At 65.3% G+C, this 20287-nt stretch carries 19 protein-coding genes and 1 riboswitch; of the genes, 13 read left to right on the forward strand and 6 right to left on the reverse strand.

All coding sequences use genetic code 11. From position 1 onward, the window contains the following. The first annotated feature begins 56 nt into the window (after positions 1–56). Together IE126_RS05625 and IE126_RS05630 are read left to right on the forward strand one after the other, a co-directional pair. The gene (locus IE126_RS05625) at positions 57–839 is read left to right on the forward strand and encodes a heme-dependent oxidative N-demethylase family protein (protein WP_189380420.1); all 783 of its coding nucleotides are present in this window, start codon (positions 57–59) and stop codon (positions 837–839) included. Further along, positions 839–1450 (forward strand): NAD(P)H-dependent oxidoreductase, encoded by a 612-nt coding sequence (locus tag IE126_RS05630; protein WP_189380421.1) that lies wholly within the window; start codon positions 839–841, stop codon positions 1448–1450. The genes IE126_RS05625 and IE126_RS05630 overlap by 1 nt, the downstream gene beginning before the upstream one ends. Here the strand turns inward: IE126_RS05630 and IE126_RS05635 are convergent. From IE126_RS05635 to IE126_RS05650, 4 genes are all read right to left on the reverse strand, one after another. Then, on the reverse strand, positions 1432–1866 hold the full coding sequence (locus IE126_RS05635) for a glyoxalase superfamily protein (RefSeq protein WP_054301213.1): 435 nt from the start codon (positions 1864–1866) through the stop codon (positions 1432–1434). The two genes, IE126_RS05630 and IE126_RS05635, sit on opposite strands and share 19 nt — an antisense overlap. A gap of 184 nt (positions 1867–2050) precedes the next feature. Next, entirely contained in the window at positions 2051–2887 is an 837-nt protein-coding gene (locus IE126_RS05640; RefSeq protein WP_189380422.1) for a hypothetical protein, read from the reverse strand. A gap of 183 nt (positions 2888–3070) precedes the next feature. Further along, positions 3071–4480, reverse strand: coding sequence for a type I glutamate--ammonia ligase (gene glnA / locus IE126_RS05645; protein ID WP_054301211.1), 1410 nt, complete (start codon positions 4478–4480; stop codon positions 3071–3073). A 93-nt stretch (positions 4481–4573) separates the two neighbouring features. Further along, positions 4574–4912 carry a P-II family nitrogen regulator gene (locus tag IE126_RS05650; protein WP_054301210.1) on the reverse strand — a complete coding sequence of 113 codons (339 nt, stop codon included), beginning with the start codon at positions 4910–4912 and terminating at the stop codon, positions 4574–4576. A gap of 176 nt (positions 4913–5088) precedes the next feature. Between IE126_RS05650 and IE126_RS05655 the strand changes: the two genes are divergently transcribed. From IE126_RS05655 to IE126_RS05670, 4 genes are read left to right on the forward strand one after another with little or no spacing between them, the layout of a single operon-like run. Continuing rightward, entirely contained in the window at positions 5089–6663 is a 1575-nt protein-coding gene (locus IE126_RS05655; RefSeq protein WP_189380423.1) for an NAD(P)H-hydrate dehydratase, read from the forward strand. 41 nt (positions 6664–6704) lie between these two features. Next, a complete protein-coding gene (locus IE126_RS05660; RefSeq protein ID WP_108127216.1) occupies positions 6705–7166 on the forward strand; it encodes a thiol-disulfide oxidoreductase DCC family protein in 462 nt (153 codons plus the stop codon). Continuing rightward, a complete protein-coding gene (locus IE126_RS05665) occupies positions 7163–7687 on the forward strand; it encodes a DUF4166 domain-containing protein (RefSeq protein ID WP_189380424.1) in 525 nt (174 codons plus the stop codon). Before IE126_RS05660 ends, IE126_RS05665 begins: the two co-directional genes overlap by 4 nt. After that, positions 7684–8103 carry a secondary thiamine-phosphate synthase enzyme YjbQ gene (locus IE126_RS05670; protein WP_189380425.1) on the forward strand — a complete coding sequence of 140 codons (420 nt, stop codon included), beginning with the start codon at positions 7684–7686 and terminating at the stop codon, positions 8101–8103. The genes IE126_RS05665 and IE126_RS05670 overlap by 4 nt, the downstream gene beginning before the upstream one ends. Before the next feature lie 14 nt (positions 8104–8117). Here IE126_RS05670 and IE126_RS05675 read toward each other — a convergent pair whose 3' ends face one another. Next, positions 8118–8810, reverse strand: coding sequence for a glutathione S-transferase N-terminal domain-containing protein (locus IE126_RS05675; RefSeq protein ID WP_189380426.1), 693 nt, complete (start codon positions 8808–8810; stop codon positions 8118–8120). A gap of 89 nt (positions 8811–8899) precedes the next feature. Continuing rightward, a riboswitch (SAM riboswitch) is annotated at positions 8900–8976 on the forward strand. Between the two features lie 44 nt (positions 8977–9020). Between IE126_RS05675 and metZ the strand changes: the two genes are divergently transcribed. From metZ to IE126_RS05695, 4 genes are all read left to right on the forward strand, one after another. Further along, complete coding sequence (metZ, locus tag IE126_RS05680; RefSeq protein WP_189380427.1) at positions 9021–10205, forward strand: O-succinylhomoserine sulfhydrylase; 1185 nt, start codon at positions 9021–9023, stop codon at positions 10203–10205. 206 nt (positions 10206–10411) lie between these two features. Then, positions 10412–11500 (forward strand): GTP cyclohydrolase FolE2, encoded by a 1089-nt coding sequence (folE2, locus tag IE126_RS05685; RefSeq protein WP_108127206.1) that lies wholly within the window; start codon positions 10412–10414, stop codon positions 11498–11500. Positions 11501–11571: 71 nt separating this feature from the next. Further along, on the forward strand, positions 11572–13020 hold the full coding sequence (locus IE126_RS05690; protein ID WP_108127204.1) for a TrkH family potassium uptake protein: 1449 nt from the start codon (positions 11572–11574) through the stop codon (positions 13018–13020). A 31-nt stretch (positions 13021–13051) separates the two neighbouring features. Beyond that, entirely contained in the window at positions 13052–14524 is a 1473-nt protein-coding gene (locus IE126_RS05695) for a TrkH family potassium uptake protein (RefSeq protein WP_054301201.1), read from the forward strand. A 54-nt stretch (positions 14525–14578) separates the two neighbouring features. Here IE126_RS05695 and IE126_RS05700 read toward each other — a convergent pair whose 3' ends face one another. Beyond that, a complete protein-coding gene (locus tag IE126_RS05700; RefSeq protein WP_189380428.1) occupies positions 14579–16396 on the reverse strand; it encodes a trypsin-like peptidase domain-containing protein in 1818 nt (605 codons plus the stop codon). 210 nt (positions 16397–16606) lie between these two features. On the opposite strand from IE126_RS05700, the gene IE126_RS05705 reads away from it, so the two are divergent. The 3 genes from IE126_RS05705 (at position 16607) to glyS (ending at position 20280) form a co-directional block, all read left to right on the forward strand. After that, positions 16607–17542 (forward strand): glycine--tRNA ligase subunit alpha, encoded by a 936-nt coding sequence (locus IE126_RS05705; protein WP_189380429.1) that lies wholly within the window; start codon positions 16607–16609, stop codon positions 17540–17542. Then, positions 17539–18036, forward strand: coding sequence for a DUF6446 family protein (locus IE126_RS05710; RefSeq protein WP_054301198.1), 498 nt, complete (start codon positions 17539–17541; stop codon positions 18034–18036). Before IE126_RS05705 ends, IE126_RS05710 begins: the two co-directional genes overlap by 4 nt. Positions 18037–18183: 147 nt before the next feature. Beyond that, positions 18184–20280 (forward strand): glycine--tRNA ligase subunit beta, encoded by a 2097-nt coding sequence (gene glyS / locus IE126_RS05715; RefSeq protein ID WP_189380430.1) that lies wholly within the window; start codon positions 18184–18186, stop codon positions 20278–20280. The last annotated feature ends 7 nt before the right edge of the window (positions 20281–20287 follow it).

Consider the following 20287-nt stretch of genomic DNA (forward strand, 5'->3'; position numbering starts at 1 on the left):
TTTTTTCAAGGACTTCCCCCTTCCGGTTGTGCTTGTGGCAGGCTAGCCTCTGCTCCATGACACAGCCGATCCTGCAATCCCGCCTGCCGTTCGCTCCCTGGATGGACCCGCGCACCGCGCGCCTGCCCGGTATCCTGCCGGTCGAGGGCGATGACTGGCTGCGCGCCGATGATGCTTTCGCGGGCCAGATGGCTGAACGTGACGCGCGTCTGGCCAGTGATCCGGCTCTGGTTCACGCCCTGCTGCCGCAGGCCAGGGCGGCGGCGGAGGAACTGCTGTCCGCCGTGCTGGCGAAGGTCGCAAAGGTGCCGGGTTACCGGGTCGGTGCTGATGCCGTGACGCGCCCCGATGGCGTAATCGTACCGCTGGACCGCAGCCGCCCGCTGATGACCGCCGGGCGTCTGGTGCAGGAGGATCTGTGCCTGCTTCAGCATGATGGCACCGAACATGTTCTGACCGGCGCGGTTCTATGCTTTCCGGCAAGCTGGACCCTGGCCGAAAAGATCGGCCGGGCGATGACACGCATCCATGTGCCGGTCGATCACTACACCGACGATGTGGCCCGCCGGGTGCAGCGTCTGTTTGATGCGATCCGGCCGGAACAGGCTTTGTGGCGGATGAATGCGCTGGTCTATGATGATCCGGCGCTGTTCCAGCCGCGTCCCGAAGGTGCCCGCCGCCCGCCGCCGGTCGAACGGCTGTACATGCGCTGCGAGCGGCAATGCCTGCTGCGCCTGCCGGACACGCGGGCTGTGGTCTTCACTATCCACACCTATCTGGTGCGGCTGGAGGATCTGGAGCCGGAAGCCCGCGCCGGAATGGCAGCGGCGGGGCTGTGATGCGGGTTCTTCTGGTCAGCGCACATCCCCTTCAGGACAGCCTGACCGGGCATCTGGTTCGTCTGCTTGCGGATCGGATCACGGCGCGCGGTGCGGTGGTGGAGCGGCTGGATCTTTACGCAGCGGGCTTTTCGCCGGTGCTGACGGCGGCAGAGCGGCGGTCCACCTATGCGGAAACCTACGATATCCGCGCGGTCGCAGCCGAGGTGGCGCAGCTTGAACGCGCCGATCTGGTGGTGCTGGTGTTCCCGACCTGGTGGTATGGTCTGCCCGCGATGCTGAAGGGCTGGATCGACCGGGTCTGGGTGCCGGGTCACGCCTATGACCACGCCAGCGATCTTGGCCCGATTTCTGGCAGGCTGACGGGGTTGCGCGGCCTGCTTGCCGTCACCACGCTGGGCGGCCCGGCCTGGGCCGACTGGCTGGTGATGCGGCGCCCGGTGCGGCGTATGCTGCGCTGGGGGGTGCTGAAGGTCTGCGCGCCCAAAGCCCGTTTCGGCTTTGCCGCGCTTTACCGCGCCGAGGATGTTTCCCCGGCGCGGCTTGCGGCATTCGAGGCGCAGGCGCTCCGCGCGCTCGAGCGGCTGATGGATCAGGCCGCCGCAATCTGAAGATGCGGCACCCCGTCCGAGGTGGCGCCGATCGACCGGCCCTCGGGGCCGATGGTGGCACGGATGCGTCGCCGGGGCGCCTCGAACAGGGCCGAGCGGGATACGTTCACCGGCTGGTCCAGCTGGATCTCGATTTCCATATGCGCGGCACCCTTGCGGCGCAGGGCATGCACCCGTCCGGTGAAGGGCTGGCCGAGGTAGTGGCCGCGCACCGGCTCGCCCACCGTATGCGGTTGCAGTGCCTGCCCGGCAGGCGACAGCGCCGCAGCGGTGTTCCAGTCGGCAAGGCCGTGGGTCTGTGCCACCAGCTCCAGCGCGGCAGAGTGGCTGAGGGTCTGGCCGCGTGCGCCAAGGGCGCTGCGCAGCCTGCGGGCCTGCGCTTTCATCGCGGTGGTCGCGGGGATCGTCGTCGTCATGGTGTAACCCTTTCGCATGGTCATGCAGCGGGCGTTCAAAGCTGTCCGCATTGGCCTTGCCGGATGACCTTGAGGAAAGGGTCACGGGTCAGGCTTCACCATGGGCACTTGCCCTGCGGACGGCGGGGGCCTGACGCCCCGTGCCGTTCATATGGAACCCGCCCGGACCTTGCGCAAGAGGGGGTCAGACCGGCAGTGGCAAGGATGCCACATTGTGCCAGAGCGCCAGCCCCATGCCAGTCAGCGCAAGTGCGCGCGCACTGGCGGCGAGGTTTTCGCCCTTGCGGAAACTGTAAGCCATCATCGCGGTGCCGACAGGCAGCGCCACGGCGATCAGGGTGCAGTTCATCGCATGGACGGCCAGCCGCATCTGCGGTGAGGCTTCGGCCTTGGGCTGCGGCGTCACTGCTGCGGGCATCTCACCATAAAGCGCATCCCTGACCCGGGCCATGGCGGCACGGTCGTGGCCATCCTCGTGCCGCATCTCGGGTCGGGGCTGCGGCGAGGCCTGTGGTACGGGATGCGGGCTCCACACTGTTGGGACAGTCGTGAAATTGGCCGATTCGCCATTGGAAAGATAGTCGACCTCCTCGCGTGCCGGCAGGCCAAGCGCCACTGCATCGGCCAGATCGGAATCCAGCGGCTCCGGCCGGTGTTGCCACAGAACGGTTTCCGCCGGATGCTGGCGCAGGGTGCCTTCGACAATCTGGGTCAGCACGCGCGACAGGTTTTCCTGGCTCAGCAGCGGCAGGGTGCCTTCCTCCAGATCAGGGCGCGGACCGGCAGCAAGTGTCAGGCTTGCCGTGTAACCGCTTGGCACAGGCTCGTTTTTCGCCAGAAGCAGGCGCAGTGCGCCTGCGTCGAAACTGGCGATGTCATCATGGTCCCAGGTCAGGCTGTGCCCGGCCGGAAAGTGGCGTGTCAGGTGCCGGTCAATCATGCTGACGAGCGCGGCAAAGTTCGGCACGGGGCCGCCGGTGTACAGAATCTGGGCAATCATACTGTCGGGTCGTGACCACATGGCATACCTCCAACAGGCGTGTTCTGAGGGCAGCTAACCTCTGGATTGTGCCGTGCTCGCGGGGGAAGCATGGTCAAATCAGGGAATTGTTGCGCAGGAATGCCCTATCCTTGCCATAATTGCGCCGGAGGCCCAAAAGCAAAGGGCGCCCGGAGGCGCCCTTCGACTGCGATCCGAAAGGGATCAGCAGGAGTAGTACATCTGATATTCGACCGGGTGGGGGGTGTGCTCGTAGGCATAGACCTCTTCCCACTTCAGGCCGATATAGGCCTCAAGCTGCGGCTTGGTGAACACGTCGCCGGCCAGCAGGAAGTCCATGTCCTTCTCCAGCTCCTCCAGCGCCTCGCGCAGCGAACCGCAGACGGTCGGGATTTCGGCCAGCTCTTCCGGCGGCAGATCGTAAAGATCCTTGTCCGAAGCCGGGCCCGGATCGATCTTGTTCTTGATGCCGTCAAGACCAGCCATCAGCAGGGCAGCGAAAGCCAGATAGGGGTTCGCCGCCGGATCGGGGAAGCGGGCTTCCACACGCTTGGCTTTCGGCGATTCGGTCCACGGAATACGGACGCAACCCGAACGGTTGCGCGCCGAGAAGGCCCGCAGCACCGGAGCCTCGAAGCCCGGGATCAGACGCTTGTAGCTGTTGGTCGAGGGGTTGGTCAGGGCGTTCAGTGCTTTCGCATGCTTCAGGATGCCGCCGATGAAATACAGCGCCTCCTGCGACAGGTCAGCGTATTTGTCGCCTGCGAACAGCGGCTTGCCGTCTTTCCAGATCGACATGTTGACGTGCATCCCCGAGCCGTTGTCGCCCTTCATGGGCTTCGGCATGAAGGTCACGGTTTTGCCATAGGCAGCCGCGACGTTGTGGATGACGTATTTGTACTTCTGGATGTTGTCGGCCTGTTCGACCAGACCACCGAAGATCATGCCCAGTTCGTGCTGGCAGGTCGCGACCTCGTGGTGGTGCTTGTCGACCTTCATGCCCATGCGCTTCATGGTCGAGAGCATCTCGCCGCGCAGGTCCTGGGCTTCGTCGATCGGGTTGACCGGGAAGTAGCCGCCTTTGTGACCGGCGCGGTGGGCGAGGTTGCCACCCTCGATGGCTGCATCGGTGTTCCACGCCGCGGCTTCCGCGTCGATGGAGAAGGCAACCTTCTGCGGCGTGACTGAATAGCGCACGTCGTCGAAGATGAAGAATTCGGCTTCCGGGCCGAAATAGGCAGTGTCGCCGATGCCCGAGGACTTCATGTAGGCTTCGGCCTTCTTGGCGATCTGGCGCGGGCAGCGGTCATAGGCTTCGCCGGTGTCCGGCTCGACCACGTCGCAGTGTACGCACAGCGTCTTCTCGGCATAGAAGGGGTCGATGTAGACCGAAGTCGCATCGGGGATCAGTTTCATGTCCGACTGGTCAATCGACTTCCAGCCCGCGATGGACGAGCCGTCGAACATGAAGCCTTCTTCGAAGAAGTCTTCGTCGATCAGGTCGACGATCAGCGTGACGTGCTGGAGTTTGCCTTTCGGATCGGTGAAACGGACGTCGACATATTCGATCTCTTCGTCCTTGATCAGTTTCAGAGCCTTAGCGACTGCGCTCATGAGTCTGCCTTTCGGTTGGGTTGTCGGGGGCGGGCCTTGCGGGCCCGGTATGGGCGGGGCCGGACCCCGGGCGTGCCGGGGCCGGCGAAAGCCTTATACGGCGTCGTCGCCGGTTTCGCCGGTGCGGATGCGGATGGCCTGTTCCACCGGCGAGATGAAGATCTTGCCGTCACCGATCTTGTCGGTGCGCGCGGCCGAGATGATGGCCTCGACGGCGGTGTCCACCATGTCATCGGACAGTACGACCTCGATCTTCACCTTCGGCAGGAAGTCGACGACATATTCGGCGCCGCGATAGAGTTCGGTATGGCCTTTCTGGCGACCGAAGCCCTTGACCTCGGTGACCGACAGGCCCTGAATGCCCGCTTCCTGAAGTGCTTCTTTCACTTCGTCGAGCTTGAAGGGCTTGATGATCGCCTCGATCTTCTTCATGGGCCGACTCCCCGCTGGCAATTGCGTCTTGACGGTCAGTGACCACTTCCCGGCGGGGGGGACAATCGGCTAGCCTTTCGGTGTCGGATATGAACCGGCAAAATCGCCGCATTTGCACAATATTTGTGCATATTGCCCCGATTGGCGGCAAAATTGAATCAACAAGAGCCTCAAAGATGACCGAATTGTTGAGCGCTGCCCAAATGCGCGCCATCGAACAGGCCGCCATCGCCTCTGGTGACCTGACAGGGCTGGAGCTGATGGAACGTGCGGGCTACGGCGTGGTGGCGGCCTTGCTGGCGGAATGGCCCGATCTGGCCGAGGGGCGTGGGGCCGCGACCGGGGTTCTGCCCCGGACGCCGGCCTTTTTGCGGACAGAAACTGAGGCGCGCCGGGCGCTGGTGCTGTGCGGGCCGGGCAACAACGGCGGGGATGGTTTCGTCGTGGCGCGGCTTTTGCAGGAGCGGGGCTGGGAGGTTGCGGTTTTCCTCTACGGCGATGCGGCAAAGTTGCCGCCTGATGCGCGGGTGAATTACGACCTCTGGCGCGTGATGGGTGAGATTGCGCAGTGGGAGGCTGCGGCGATCATCGGGCAGGCCGGGGCCAAGGTGCCGGATGTGATCGTCGATGCGGTTTTCGGCACCGGGCTGACCCGGCCGCTCCCGCCCGAGGTTGCGGCAGTGATGACGGGGCTTCCCGCGGGGCGGCTGGTGGCGGTTGATGCGCCATCCGGCCTGTGCATGGACAGCGGCCGCGTGCTGGGGGAGGCGGCGGCTTCCGCCGCGCTGACCGTCACTTTCCATGCACGGAAGCTGGGTCATGTGCTGTCGGAAGGTCCGTTGCATTGTGGTGCGTTGCGGCTGGTCGATATCGGGCTGGGACGAACCGCCGGGGAGGATGTGACGCTGGCCGGGGCAAACGCGCAGCTGGGCAAGGGCAGCGGGCAGCACAAGTTCGATCACGGTCATGCGCTGATCCTGTCGGGCGGGCAGGGACGCGGTGGCGCGGCGCGGCTTTCGGCGCGTGCGGCGCTGCGGGTGGGGGCGGGGCTGGTGACGCTGGGCTGTCCGCCTGATGCAATGGCCGAGAATGCGGCGCGACTGGATGCCATCATGCTGCGGCAGGTCGGGGGCGAGGGGCTGGCGCAGGTATTGGCGGACCGGCGGATCAATGCGCTTTGCATTGGGCCGGGATTTGGCCTCGGGGCCTTGCAGGCGCGGCATGTGGCGGAGGCGCTGGGCAGCCGCCGCGCGCTGGTGCTGGATGCCGATGCGCTGACGTTGCTGGCGCGGGATGCGGGGCTGCTTGCGATGCTGCACGGGGATTGCGTGCTGACGCCGCATGCGGGCGAATTCGCCCGGCTGTTCCCCGACATCGCCGCCCGGTTGGCAGAGCCCGCGACCCGCGGCCCGGCCTTTTCCAGGGTGGATGCCGCGCGGGCGGCGGCGGCGCGGGCGGGCTGCGTGCTGCTGTTCAAGGGGGCGGATACGGTGATCGCCGCGCCTTCCGGGGCTTGCCGCATCAATGCGGCGGTTTACGACCGTCCGGCGCCATGGCTCGCCACCGCCGGGGCGGGGGATGTGCTGGCGGGGATTATCACGGGCCTTCTGGCGCGTGGCCTCGGCGCTTTCGATGCGGCCGCGACCGGCGCCTGGCTGCATGTCGAGGCCGCGCGCAGCTTCGGCCCCGGCCTGATCGCCGAGGATCTGCCCGGCGAACTGCCCAAAGTGTTTCGCAGGATGCGCCTTTAGCCCGCATTGACCCATGCGGGCCTGCGGCCTAAACCCGGATCATGCCTGTCCCGGTTTCCAGTCTGCCCCCCGTTCTGCAAGCCCGTCTGTCGGGCCGCGACCTGATCGTGTTTGACGGGGTCTGTGTGCTGTGTTCGGGCTTCTTCCGCTTCATGCTGCGCAGGGATCGGCAGCGACATTTCAGCTTTGCCACCGCGCAAAGCCCGCTGGGGCAGGCGCTTTATGCCGCGCTGGACCTGCCATTGACCGAATTTGAGACCAATCTGGTGGTGGTGGACGGACAGATCCACCAGCGGCTCGATGCCTTTTCGGCGGCGATGCGGCGGCTGGGCGGGCCTTGGGCGCTGGCTGGCCTGCTGCGCTTTCTGCCGGGGGTGATGAAAGATCCGGCCTATCACCTGATTGCGCGCAACCGCTATCGCCTGTTCGGGCGGACCGAGACCTGTCTGATGCCGGGGCCGGAGGTGCGCAGCCGCTTTCTGCCCGGCGGTTTCGGGGGATGAGCGACCCGTTCCTGCAAGCGCTGGGGGCCGTTGACCTGCCGGTCTGCCTGCGCGCTTTGCACAGCCCGAAGGCGGCACCCCGGCGCTGGTCCGGCCCGTGCCGGGTGGAGCGCGGCAGCGGCATCGTGGCCGGGCTTTTGCTGTGGCTGGGCCGGTTTCCCGCTGCGGGCACGGTTGACCTGCACCTGACCACGCGGCGCGAAGGGGCAATGGTGCATTGGCTGCGCGACTTTGGGGGCCGGTGCACGCCGTCAATACTCAGCTTCCGGGCGGGCAGGGTGGTGGAGCGCTTTGGCCCCTTCGTGCTGATGATGCGCCCCGAGCCCATCCCCGGCGGATTTCGTCTGCATGTCACCGGCGGACGCGTTCTGGGTCTGCCGGTGCCACGCTTCTGCCTGCCACGGGCGGAGGTGGCCGAGACGGGAACAGAAACAGGCGTGGCCTTCGACGTGGCGGCCTGCCTGCCGTGGGGTGGGTTGCTGATCCGCTATCGCGGCACCCTGACACCGGAGGCACCATGAATACGCTGTTCACGATCCCAACGCAGGGCCCCGGCCTTTATGAGTTTACCCGCGAATTGCGCAACTGGGCCGAAGGTGCAGGGCGCACCGAAGGCGTGGTGACACTGTTCATCCGCCATACCTCGGCCAGTCTGCTGATCCAGGAGAATGCCGACCCGGAGGTGCAGGGCGATCTGACCGACTGGATGGACCGGCTCGTGCCGCCGGCCACCCATCCCTCGATGCGCTGGCTGACCCATACCTATGAGGGGCCGGATGACATGCCCGCCCATATCAAGGCGGCACTGCTGCCGGTCAGCCTGACCATCCCGCTGATCGGCGGGCGGCTGGCGCTGGGGCGCTGGCAGGGCGTCTATGTGATGGAACACCGGCAGCGCCCGCACCGACGTGAGGTCGCAGCGCTGCTGAGCGCCTGACCGCGCGGCGCGGTCTAGCGTTTGAAAAGCGTCTCCATCGCCTGCTTGTCCATCGTGGGCAGGCGGGCTTCGGCGGCGACGGCGCGACCCTTCTGGAAGGCGGGACGCGCGCCCAGAGCCTTCAGCCAGCGGGCGAGATCGGGCTTGTCGTCAAGCGTCTGCTGCTGGCCTTCCCAGCCCATCGCCCAGGGCCAGATGGCAATATCGGCAATGCTCAGGCTGTCACCGGCGACGAATTCGCGCCCCTGCAACTGCCGGTCCAGCACACCATAAAGGCGGCCAACCTCTTTACGGTAACGCTCCTGCGCATAGGGCAGCACCTGCGGCGGGTCCATCTGCGGCGCGTATTTCAGGAAGTGATGCGCCTGACCGGCCATCGGCCCCACGCCGCCCATCTGCCACATCAGCCACTGATCCACCGCCACGCGCTCCCGCTCGGTCCGGCCGTAGAGCTTGCCGGTCTTGCGGGCGAGGTATTGCAGGATCGCGCCGCTTTCGAAGATCGGGATCGGTTCGCCATCCGGCCCGTCGGGATCGACGATGGCGGGCATCCGGTTGTTCGGCGCGATCTTCAGGAAATCGGGGGCGAACTGGTCACCCTTGCCGATGTTCACCAGCTTCACCTCATAGGGCAGGTCCAGTTCTTCAAGCGCGATGGTGATCTTGTGGCCGTTCGGCGTGGGCCAGTAGTAAAGCGCGATGGTCATGGCGGCATCTCCTGTTTGCGCTCACAAAAACGCAAAGCCGGGTTGCGCGCAACCCGCGTGGCGTTGACCTTTTCGTGCGCCGGGCGTATGGCGGGCCTTGTGGCGCTTTGTGACCGGATTGCGGGCCACGTTAAACAAACCGCTAAAAGGTGAAGGGCTCTGACCCCGAAGCCGGACGGTCTTCGGGGTTTTGTTTTGCCGGAGGCAGAGATGAGCAAAGACTGGAAAACGCGCACCACGCTGGTGCATGAGGGCAGCCGCCGCAGCCAGTATGGCGAGATGGCCGAGGCAATCTTTCTGACGCAGGGTTTTGCCTATCCGTCGGCCGAGGCAGCCGAGGCGCGGTTCCTGAAGATCGAGGGCGACGAGTTCATCTATGCCCGCTATGGCAACCCGACGACCCGGATGTTCGAGGAACGCATCGCGGCGCTGGAAGGCACTGAAGACGCCTTTGCCACCGCCAGCGGCATGGCGGCCGTGAACGGGGCACTGGTGTCGGCACTGCGCGCGGGCGATCATGTGGTGTCGGCGCGGGCGCTGTTCGGATCGTGCCTTTACATCCTTGAAGAGGTGCTGGGCCGCTACGGGGTAGAGGTCACCTTCGTCGATGGCGCCGATCTGGACCAATGGCGCGCAGCGGTGCGGCCCGGCGTGACGAAGGCGGTGTTCTTTGAAAGCATGTCGAACCCGACGCTGGAACTGGTGGACATCAGGGGCGTGGCGGATATCGCCCATGCGGCGGGCGCGCTGGTCATTGTGGACAACGTGTTCTCGACCCCGATCTTCAGCCGGGCGGTGGAACTGGGTGCAGACGCGGTGATCTATTCGACGACCAAGCACATCGACGGGCAGGGCCGCGCGCTGGGCGGGGTGATCTGTGGAACGACCGAGTTCATCCGCAAGACGGTTGAACCCTACATGAAGCACACCGGCGGCTCGATGAGCCCCTTCACCGCCTGGATCATGCTGAACGGCATGGCGACGCTGGACCTGCGCTGTCGTGCCATGGCGGACAGCGCGCTGACGGTGGCGCAGGCGCTGGAAGGTGATGCGCGGCTGTCGCGGGTGATCTTCCCCGGCCTTGCCAGCCATCCGCAGCACGCGCTGGCGATGGAGCAGATGGGCTCGGGCGGCACCATGGTGGCCTTCGACATCAAGGGCGGGAAAGAGGCAGCGTTCCGCTTCATGAACGCGCTGGAAATCATCAAGATTTCCAACAATCTGGGCGATGCGAAATCCATCGCCACCCATCCCGCGACCACCACCCACCAGCGGCTGCCGCAGGATCAGAAAGACCTGCTGGGCATCACGCCTGGCCTGATCCGGTTCTCGGTCGGCCTGGAAGATGCGGGCGATCTGGTGGCAGACCTGAAGAACGCGCTGGCGGCGGTCTGATCCCGGCACCGGCAGGCGGCGCAAATGCGCTTTTTCGCGTCGCCTCCGGCCTTACAATGATCCCTGGCCATGCCTATGTTGACCCTGCGCTCCGGGAGACCGGGGCGTGAGTGATCCGGGGGGCGCGGCCCTTCGTATATCCTGCTGACATTGAAGGCGCGGACAAGAATCCTGTCTCTCCCGCGCCGGAACCGAAAGGACCGCCAATGAACATCCGCACCCCCGAACTGGATCGCAAGCCTGGGCCTGAAGAGGTGGAGGCGGCGCTGGCGCTGATCCGTCAATGGGCCTCCAAGGCTTCCGACACGGAGATGCTGGCGCTTGATCCCGCCGCGCGGGCACTGATCGGCGACGGCTATCCCGACCTGTCCACCATCTATCCGGCTGAATTCCGTGCCGATGCCGCCTACAAGGCGACGCTGCCCGATTTGCAGAACGGCCCGGCCAGTCTGATCCGGGGGGCGAAGACGCAGATCCAGCATGTCGGGATTTCCAATTTCCGCCTGCCCATCCGTTATCGCACCCGCGATGCGGGCGAGGTGCTGCTGGAAACCAGCGTCACCGGAACGGTGAGCCTTGAGGCGGAAAAGAAGGGCATCAACATGAGCCGCATCATGCGGTCCTTCTATACCCATGCCGAGCGGGATTTCAGCTTCGATGTCATTGAACATGCGCTGAGCGACTACAAACGCGATCTGGAAAGCTTCGATGCGCGTATCCAGATGCGGTTTTCCTTCCCCGTGAAGGTGCCGTCGCTGCGGTCAGGGCTGTCGGGCTGGCAATATTACGACATCGCGCTGGAACTGGTTGACCGCGCGGGCGAGCGGCTGAAGATCATGCACCTCGACTATGTTTACTCCTCGACCTGCCCGTGCTCGCTGGAACTCAGCGAACATGCCCGCCGCACGCGCGGGCAACTGGCCACGCCGCATTCGCAGCGGTCGGTGGCGCGCATTTCGGTCGTGGCCAATCCGGGCCCTGCGCTGTGGTTCGAGGATCTGATCGAACTGTGCCGCCGCGCCGTGCCGACCGAGACTCAGGTGATGGTGAAGCGCGAGGATGAACAGGCTTTTGCGGAACTGAATGCCGCCAATCCGATCTTCGTTGAGGATGCCGCGCGGCTGTTCTGTGCGCAGTTGCAGGCCGATCCGCGGGTGGGCGATTTCCGTATCGTGGCCAGCCATCAGGAAAGCCTGCACAGCCATGATGCCGTCAGCGTGCTGACCGAAGGCCCAACCTTCGCGCAGGCAAGCCTTGATCCCCGCCTGTTCGGCACGCTGTTCCACGTCGGCTGATCCGGGGCGCGCGGCCCTGTCGCAGGGCCACGCTTGACAAACGCCTGCGGGCGGTCGAGGTCTTGCGCATCATGATCGACCTGACCCCCGCCGCGAGTATCCTTGGACGACTGCTGTTCATCTTGGGCAGTCTCATGCTGATCCCGGCGCTGCTCGACGGAGCAATGGACAACGGCAATGCAGGGGCCTTTGTCGAGGCGGCCATTATAACCGCAGGAACCGGCATGCTGGTCGCCATGGCAACGCGGGCCGGGCTGAACCGGGGTTTCGATACCCGGTCAGCCTTCCTGCTGACCCTTGGTATTTGGGTGGTCCTGCCGATGTTCGCGGCGCTGCCGATGATGACCGGCGCACCGGGGCTGAGCTTTACGGACGCTTATTTCGAGGCGGTCTCGGGCATCACCACCACCGGATCGAGCGTGATCATCGGGCTGGCGGATCAGCCGCAGGGTCTGAATCTCTGGCGCGGCATGCTGAACTGGCTGGGCGGGCTGGGCATCGCCTTCATCGCCATGATCTTCCTGCCGGTGATGCGGGTCGGCGGCATGCAGTTCTTCAAGACCGAAGGCTTTGACACGCTGGGCAAGGTCTTGCCGCGGGCAAGCGATATCGCGCTTTCGCTGCTGGGGGTCTATGCCGGGCTGACGCTGGCCTGTCTGGTGGTCTATCTGGGGGTCGGCATGGCACCGCTGGATGCGGTAGTGCATGCTTTCGCCACCATCGCCACCGGGGGGTTTTCCCCGCAGGATGCCTCTTTCGGTGCCTATCCGGGCCTGCCCGAATATGCGGGGGCGCTGTTCATGGTGCTGGCCGCCTTGCCCTACATCCGCTACGTCCAGATGGTCACCGGCCGCCATGGCGCGTTGTGGCGTGACCCGCAGGCGCGCGCCTTCGTCATCTGGCTGGCAGTGGCGGTGCTGATCCTGACGCTCTGGCGGGTGCTGACCGAAGGCGGCGACCCAGAGCCGATTTTCCGTGACGTGCTGTTCAATGCCACTTCGATCATGACGGGCACCGGCTTCTTTGCCGGAACCTTCTCCAACTGGGGGGGCTTCGTCCTGGTGGCGGCCTTCATCCTTGGGGTCATCGGCGGCTGCTCCGGCTCCAGCTCGGGCGCGCTGACGGTCTTCCGGGTGCAGCTTTCGGTGCGGGCCGTCATCGCGCAACTGCGCCAGATCGACATGCCGGACCGGATTGCCGCTGTGCGCTATGACGGTCGGCGGGTGGATACCGAGACGATGAATGGCGTGATGATGTTCGTCACCTCCTATATCCTGATCATCGGCGTGCTGAGTGCTGCGCTGACCTTCACCGGCGTCGACATGCAAAGTGCGCTGTTCGCGGTCTGGACCTCGATCGGCAATATCGGCTACGGCATCGGCCCGCTGGTTGCGGGCACCGGAACCTTCATCGAATTTCCGACGGCGGCGAAGTGGATTCTCATCGCCGCAATGCTGCTGGGCCGCCTGTCGCTGCTGGCCTTTCTGGTGGTCCTGATGCCGCGTTTCTGGCGCGATTGACAGCTGGCTGCTGCGGGGCGAGGTTCTGTGCATGATTGATCTGCGACCGATCGTCTATATCCTTGGCCTCCTGCTGGTTGTGCTGGGCGGGCTGATGCTGCTGCCGCTGGGGCTGGACCGCATCACCGGGCATGGCAACTGGCTGGCCTTCCTCTCGGCGGCGACGGTGACCACTGTGACCGGCGCCGTGATGGCCCTGACCTGTTCCAATGCGACGGGTACGGGGCTGACCGTGAAACAGGCCTTCGTGCTGACCACGGCCGTGTGGACGATCCTGCCCGCCTTCGGAGCGCTGCCTTTCATGCTGGGCGAACCGGGGCTGAGCGCGACGGATGCCTATTTCGAGGCGGTTTCGGGCATGACGACCACCGGAACCACCATCATCGGCCCCGATGCCGAAACCGGCGCGCCGGGGCTTGACCTGCTGCCGATGGGCACGAACCTCTGGCGCGGCATGCTGCAATGGCTGGGCGGGCTGGGGATCGTCATCGTGGCACTGATCTTTCTGCCGGTGATGAAAGTCGGCGGGATGCAGTTCTTCCGCTCGGAAGGGTTTGACACGCTGGGCAAGATCCTGCCCCGCGCCTTTGAAATCTCGGTCGGGCTGATCCAGATCTACGCGCTGATCACCGTGGCCTGTGCGCTGGCCTTCCGGGCGCTGGGCATGTCGGGGTTCGAGGCGGTGATGCATGCGCTGACCTGCGTTTCTACCGGCGGCTTCTCGACCCGCGATCTGAGCTTCGCGGCCTTCCCCGAGGCATCGAAGCTGGTGGCGGTGTTGTTCATGCTCATGGCCTCGTTGCCGTTCATCCGCTATGTGCAGGTGATGCGGGGCGATGTGGCGCCGCTGTTCCGCGATATTCAGGTGCGGGCCTTCCTGCGCTGGAATGCGGTCGCGGTAGGGCTGATCCTGTTCATCGCCTGGTGGCAGCACGAGATCGCGCCGGAGCGTATTGCGACGGATGTGCTGTTCAACGTCGTTACTGTGTTCACCGGCACCGGCTATGCCTCGGTTGATGTCACGCTCTGGGGGGCTTTCGCCTTTACAGTGCTGCTGACCGTGGGGCTGATCGGCGGCTGCACCTCCTCCACCGTCTGTTCGGTCAAGGTGTTCCGCTATCTGATCCTGTTCGAGGCGGTGAAGGTGCAATTGCGTCGTCTGCGCCATCCCAGTGCGGCGGTGCAGATGCGCTATGGCGGGCATCCGGTCAGTGATGACGTGCTGGATTCGGTCATCATGTTCTTCACGCTGTTCGTGCTGACCTTCGGCCTCCTGGTGGTGGCGCTGTCGCTCAGCGGCCTGTCGGACAGCGCGGCGCTGACCGGGGCCTGGACTTCGCTTGCCAATATCGGGCCGGTCTGGGGGCCCGAGGTCGGGCGTACGGGCGCGGTGGATGGTTTTCCGACCGCCTCCAAATGGCTGCTGATTGCCGGGATGATCCTGGGGCGGCTGGAGCTGCTGTCGGTCTATGTGCTGTTCATGGCGCGGTTCTGGCGCGACTGACATGTAAAAGGGGCCGGGCTTGGCGGCCCCTTTTTGTCTGCGGGCTCCGGTGGCTTACCAGCAGGAGACCAGAACGGTCATGCCTCGCGCCATCCGGCTCAAATCCTCGGGCGCCATGGCGCCGCTGCGCGCCGAGGCATGCGGGGTGATCCCCGCTTCGGTCAGCCTTGTAGCGATGGTGGCGGCCTGCGCGGCATAGGTTACGCTGTCGGGCAGCTTGCGGCTGCCTGCGGTGTCGCGCGGCATGAGCATACCGATGACGGTGCCCGCGCCGTCCAGCACCGGGCCACCGGCATCGCCGGGCAGCGCCTGAAGCGACAGACGCGCGATGCCCGCCTCACCGTCCAGCCCCTTCATTTCCTCCAGCGTGCCGAAGGTCAGGGTCGGGGCGGGCAGGGTGTCTTCATAGCTGTAGCCCGAGACGGCAACTTCCTGTCCGGGACGCGCCGGCCCGGTCAGCAATTCGGCGACGGCGGGTGGAGACAATTGTTGCGCGGGCTTCAGCAGCGCCAGCCCGGTCGCGGCATCCGAGAAGGTGACGGTGGCGTCGGTGCGCAGGTCCAGCGTGATACGGTTGCAGCCTTCCACCGCCTCGCGGGTGGTCAGCACGGCGCCACTGCCATCGACATAAAAGCCGCTGCGCGACAGTTCAGGGCGCCGAACTTCCAGCCCGGCCATCAAGCTGCGGCGGCTGTCGTCGGACAGCGGCACAAGACCCGGGTCCAGCGCCTTGTCCCCGACCGAACGGAAGCTCGACTGCATCGCTGCCAGCACGCGGCCCATGCGCTCGTCCTGCGCCGGGTTCCAGATCAGCATGTAACCCTTGATCAGTCCCTTCGACAGTTCGGCATAGGTATGGCTTGCCACCGTGCCGTTGCGCCCGTCGATGGTGAAGCTGCGCTCGGCACGGCTGCGCTCGCCCGACAGAGGCACGACCTCAAGCGTTTGCAGCACGTCGTAAAGCCCGTAGAGCGTCGACTGATCGCCCGGTTCCGAAATCAGGATGACCCGCACGCCCGAGCCGTTCTTTTCGCGGAAATGCGCGAAGGGCGGTTCGTAGTGGTCAAATTCCACCAGCGCGGTCGGCAGGGTGATTTCGATCCCCGCCTCCTGTTCGGTCACGGTTTGCAGGCCGAGTTCCGCCTGCGCCTGCTGGTGCGCCGCGACCAGCGTGTCGCGCTGCATCGTGGTCAGGATGCCGGTCGGTTCCAGCCCGTTCGCGGTCTGCCAGTCGGCCATGCTCTTGCGGGTGCCGGGTCCGAAGGCGCCGTCGATGCTGGCATTGTAGAAGCCATACCATTGCAGGGCGGCCTGCAATTCCATCCGCTGATCCCGGCTCAGCAGGGCTTCCGAGGCGCGGGCTTCGGCCGGGCTTTCCTCGATGATCGCTGGCGGGGCAGGCTCGGGGGGCGCCGCCTGCGCCTCCGGTTCCGGTGCGGGGGCCGGGTCGGTGCCGGTTCCGGCGTCGGGCAGGGCCAGGGTCTGCACTTCGGGTACGGTAACGGGCTGTGCCTCGGGCTCGGCGGGGGCCGGAGCCAGATTCATGCCGGTGGGCCAGAAGGGCTCGCGCAGCGCGCGGTTGTCGGTCACATAGCTGTCCCGCGGGATCAGCCCCTCGCGTTTCAGTTGCACCAGCCGTTCCTGCGCAGAGTCGCGATCCAGATGCGGACCCAGCGTCAGCGCATACCAGCCCGCCCCCAGGGTGAAGCCCGCCACATCGGGAAACAGCGCCGACCAGGCGCGCGCCCGATCCTCGGCCTCGCGCAGGGTCGGCTGCGCCTCGATCTGAAGCCAGTATTGCTGTTGCGCCCGCGCCCCCTGCGGCAGTGCCAGCAGCACCACAAGGCCAAGCAGATAAAGAATATGTCTCATTCCCACTGTAATCCCGTCACGTCCACCTCACCCGAGCGTTACACGCGCCTGCCGCCGCATGCAAACGCTGTGCATCCCTGAAATCTGACAGTTCCGCGAGCAGGCGCGCCGCCGCGAAGCGGGGGCGGCATCCCATTGACCCTCGCGGCCCTTCTGCCTATGCAGACGGGGAATTGCCGCCGTCCGGCCCCGTCTTCCCTGAGGTCCGCCATGTCCGCCACCGATACGCCCCGCAGCTTTCAGGAAATCATCCTGCGCCTGATGACCTACTGGGGTTCAAGGGGCTGTGCCGTGCTGCAACCTTATGACATGGAGGTGGGCGCGGGCACCTTCCACCCGGCGACGACGCTGCGCAGCCTTGGCAACAAACCCTGGGCCGCCGCCTATGTGCAGCCCTCGCGCCGCCCGACCGATGGCCGTTACGGCGAGAACCCGAACCGGCTTCAGCACTACTATCAGTATCAGGTGCTGATCAAACCCTCGCCGCCCGATCTGCAGGAGCTGTATCTGGGCAGCCTGAACGCCATCGGCATCGACACCAGCCTGCATGACATCCGCTTTGTCGAGGATGACTGGGAAAGCCCGACGCTGGGCGCCTGGGGGCTGGGCTGGGAAGTCTGGTGCGACGGCATGGAAGTCAGCCAGTTTACCTATTTCCAGCAGGTCGGCGGGCATGACTGCAAGCCGGTCTCGGGCGAGCTGACCTATGGTCTGGAGCGGCTGGCCATGTATGTGCTGGGCATTGATCACGTCATGGACATGCCGTTCAACGATCCGCAATCGCCGATCCCGCTGAAATACGGCGATATCTTCCGCCAGACGGAGGAGGAATACAGCCGCCACAATTTCGACGGCGCCACGACCGAGATGCTGCTGCGCCATTTCGAGGATGCCGAGGCTGAATGCGAACGCCTGCTGGCCTTTGATCCGCAAGATCCGAACAGCGGCAAGCGCATCATCATGGCGCATCCCGCCTATGACCAGTGCATCAAGGCCAGCCATCTGTTCAACCTGCTCGACGCGCGCGGCGTGATCTCGGTCACCGAACGGCAGGCCTATATCGGCCGGGTGCGCGCGCTGGCGAAGAAATGCGCCGATGCCTTCGTCCAGACCGAGGCGGGCGCCTCGGTGGAGACGGCGGCGTGAGTGGCAAGCTCATCGCGGGGGGAATCGTCTTGATCGCCGCAATCGCAGGAATCGCAATCTACTGGTTGCAGGTCTACGCCTTCTATGAACCCGCCACCTTTCAGCCGGGGGCGGAAATCCAGCTGACCCCGATCCTTGGGGATGCGCCCGAGGCGATTCTGGCCGAGAATGTGGAAGGCATTGACGCCACCTCCTCGCCGCTGCGTTTCCGGGCCTGTTTCCACACCCCGATGAGCCAGGCCATGCTGACCGAGACCTACAGGGTCTATGATCAGGCCGAACCGCTGGTCGGCCCGCCGTGGTTCGATTGCTTCAATGCCGAAAAGATCGGCGAGGCGCTGGAAACGGGCGAAGCCATCGCCTTCCTGTCGGTCCATGACATCGTGCCGGGCGTGGATCGGGTTGTCGCGGTCTTTCCGAACGGCAATGCCTATGCCTGGCACCAGTTGAACGACAAGCTGAAGGAAGACCCGACCAAGGGCATCCTGAAGTAAGCGGCAGGGCCGGGGGCGGTGCCGTTTCGCCCTCGGGATGTGCCGCAAAATCGCCCCGGTCCGCTTGCGTGGCGACGGCCGGGCCTGTATGCCGCAGGCAGGGCGCGGCCGCGCCCGGATGATCCGCGAAGCTGAAAGAAGATCTCCATGTCCGACCTGCTGATCGAACTGTTTTCCGAGGAAATCCCTGCGCGGATGCAAGCCGCCGCGCGCGAGAACCTGAAGAAGCTGGTGACGGACGGTCTGGTCGAGGCGGGTCTGACCTATGAAAGCGCCGGGGCGTTTTCCACGCCGCGCCGGCTGGTGCTGACGGTGCAGGGGTTGACGCCCGAAAGCAAACCCGTGCGCGAGGAACGCAAAGGCCCCCGCACCGACGCGCCGCAGGCCGCGCTGGACGGCTTCCTGCGCTCCACCGGGTTGACGCTGGACCAGTTGGAAAAGCGCGCCGACAAGAAGGCCGAGGTCTATTTCGCCGTCATCGAGAAACCCGGCCGCAAGGCCGCCGAAATCATCGCCGAGGTGCTGGAACGCACCATCCGCACGTTCCCCTGGCCGAAGTCGATGCGCTGGGGCTCGGGCAGCCTGCGCTGGGTGCGGCCGCTGCACTCCATCCTCTGCCTTCTGGGCGACGAGGGCGGGGCCGAGGTCGTGCCGATGTCGGTGGACGGGATCGTCGCGGGCAATACCACCGGGGGCCACCGTTTCATGGCGCCCGCGCGGTTCGCGGTTTCGTCCTTTGACGACTATACCGCGAAATTGCGCCGCGCCTTCGTGATGCTCGACAGCGCCGAACGTGAGGCGCATATCTGGAATGATGCGCAAAATCAGGCCTTTGCGCGCGGTCTTGAACTTGTCCCTGATGCGGGATTGCTGACCGAGGTGGCGGGGCTGGTGGAATGGCCCGTGGTGCTGATGGGCGCCATCGGCGCCGAATTCCTGCACCTGCCGCCCGAAGTGCTGCAAACCTCAATGCGCGAGCATCAGAAATTCTTCTCGGTCAGAAACCCGAAATCGGGCCGGATCGAGGGCTTCGTGACCGTCGCCAACCGTGAAACCGCCGACAATGGCGCGACCATCCTGAAGGGCAACCTGAAGGTGCTGTCCGCCCGCCTGTCCGACGCCCGCTTCTTCTGGGAAAACGACCTGCGCGTCGCCAAGGCCGGTATGGGCGACTGGGCCGAGGGGCTGAAGGCCGTGACCTTCCACAACAAGCTGGGCAGTCAGGCCGACCGCATCGCCCGTATCGCCGCGCTCGCCCGCGAGATCGCGCCGCTGGTGGGGGCTGACCCGGATCAGGCCGCCCGCGCCGCCGGTCTGGCGAAGCTCGACCTGCGCTCTGCCATGGTCGGTGAATTCCCCGAACTGCAAGGCACCATGGGGCGCTATTACGCGCTGGAAGCAGGGGAACCCGAAGCCATCGCCAACGCCGCCCGCGACCATTACTCGCCCCTCGGTCCCTCCGACGCCGTGCCGACCGAGCCGGTCAGCGTCGCCGTGGCGCTGGCCGACAAGATCGACACCCTGACGGGATTCTGGGCCATCGACGAGAAGCCGACGGGGAGCAAAGACCCCTTCGCGCTGCGCCGCGCCGCGCTGGGGGTGATCCGGCTGGTGCTGGGGAATGGGGTGCGTTGGCGAATTGCCGATATCCTTATGGTCCATCTCTTGCAGCAAAAGCTCACTGAAAATGGACCGTTTAAGTTCTCAAATGAGGTGATGGCGGATCTCCTCTCCTTCTTCCACGACCGCCTCAAGGTCTTCCTCCGCGATCAGGGCATTCGCCACGACGTCATCGACGCCTGCCTTGCCATGCCCGGCAATGACGACCTCACCCTGCTGGTGAAACGCGCCGAGGCGCTGCAAGCCTTCCTTGGTTCTGACGATGGCACCAACCTGCTGCAAGGCTTCAAGCGGGCGAACAACATCCTGACACAGGCCGAACAGAAGGACGGAGTGGAATATTCCTTCGGCGCCGATCCCAAATTCGCCGAAACCGACGAGGAACGCGCCCTGTTCGCCGCGCTCGACGCGGGCGAGGCTGCCATTGCCCCCGCCATGGCGCAGGAAGATTTCGCCGCCGCCATGGCCGCCATGGCCAAACTGCGCGCGCCCATCGACGCCTTCTTCACCGCCGTTCAGATCAATACCGACAACGCCATCGTGCGGCGCAACCGTCTGAACCTGCTCCACCGCATCCGCGCGCTGGTGGCACAGGTGGCCGACTTCACCAAGGTCGAGGGCTGATCCCCTT

The organism is Gemmobacter nanjingensis, assembly GCF_014652195.1.
In the GTDB taxonomy this organism is placed as follows: domain Bacteria; phylum Pseudomonadota; class Alphaproteobacteria; order Rhodobacterales; family Rhodobacteraceae; genus Gemmobacter; species Gemmobacter caeni.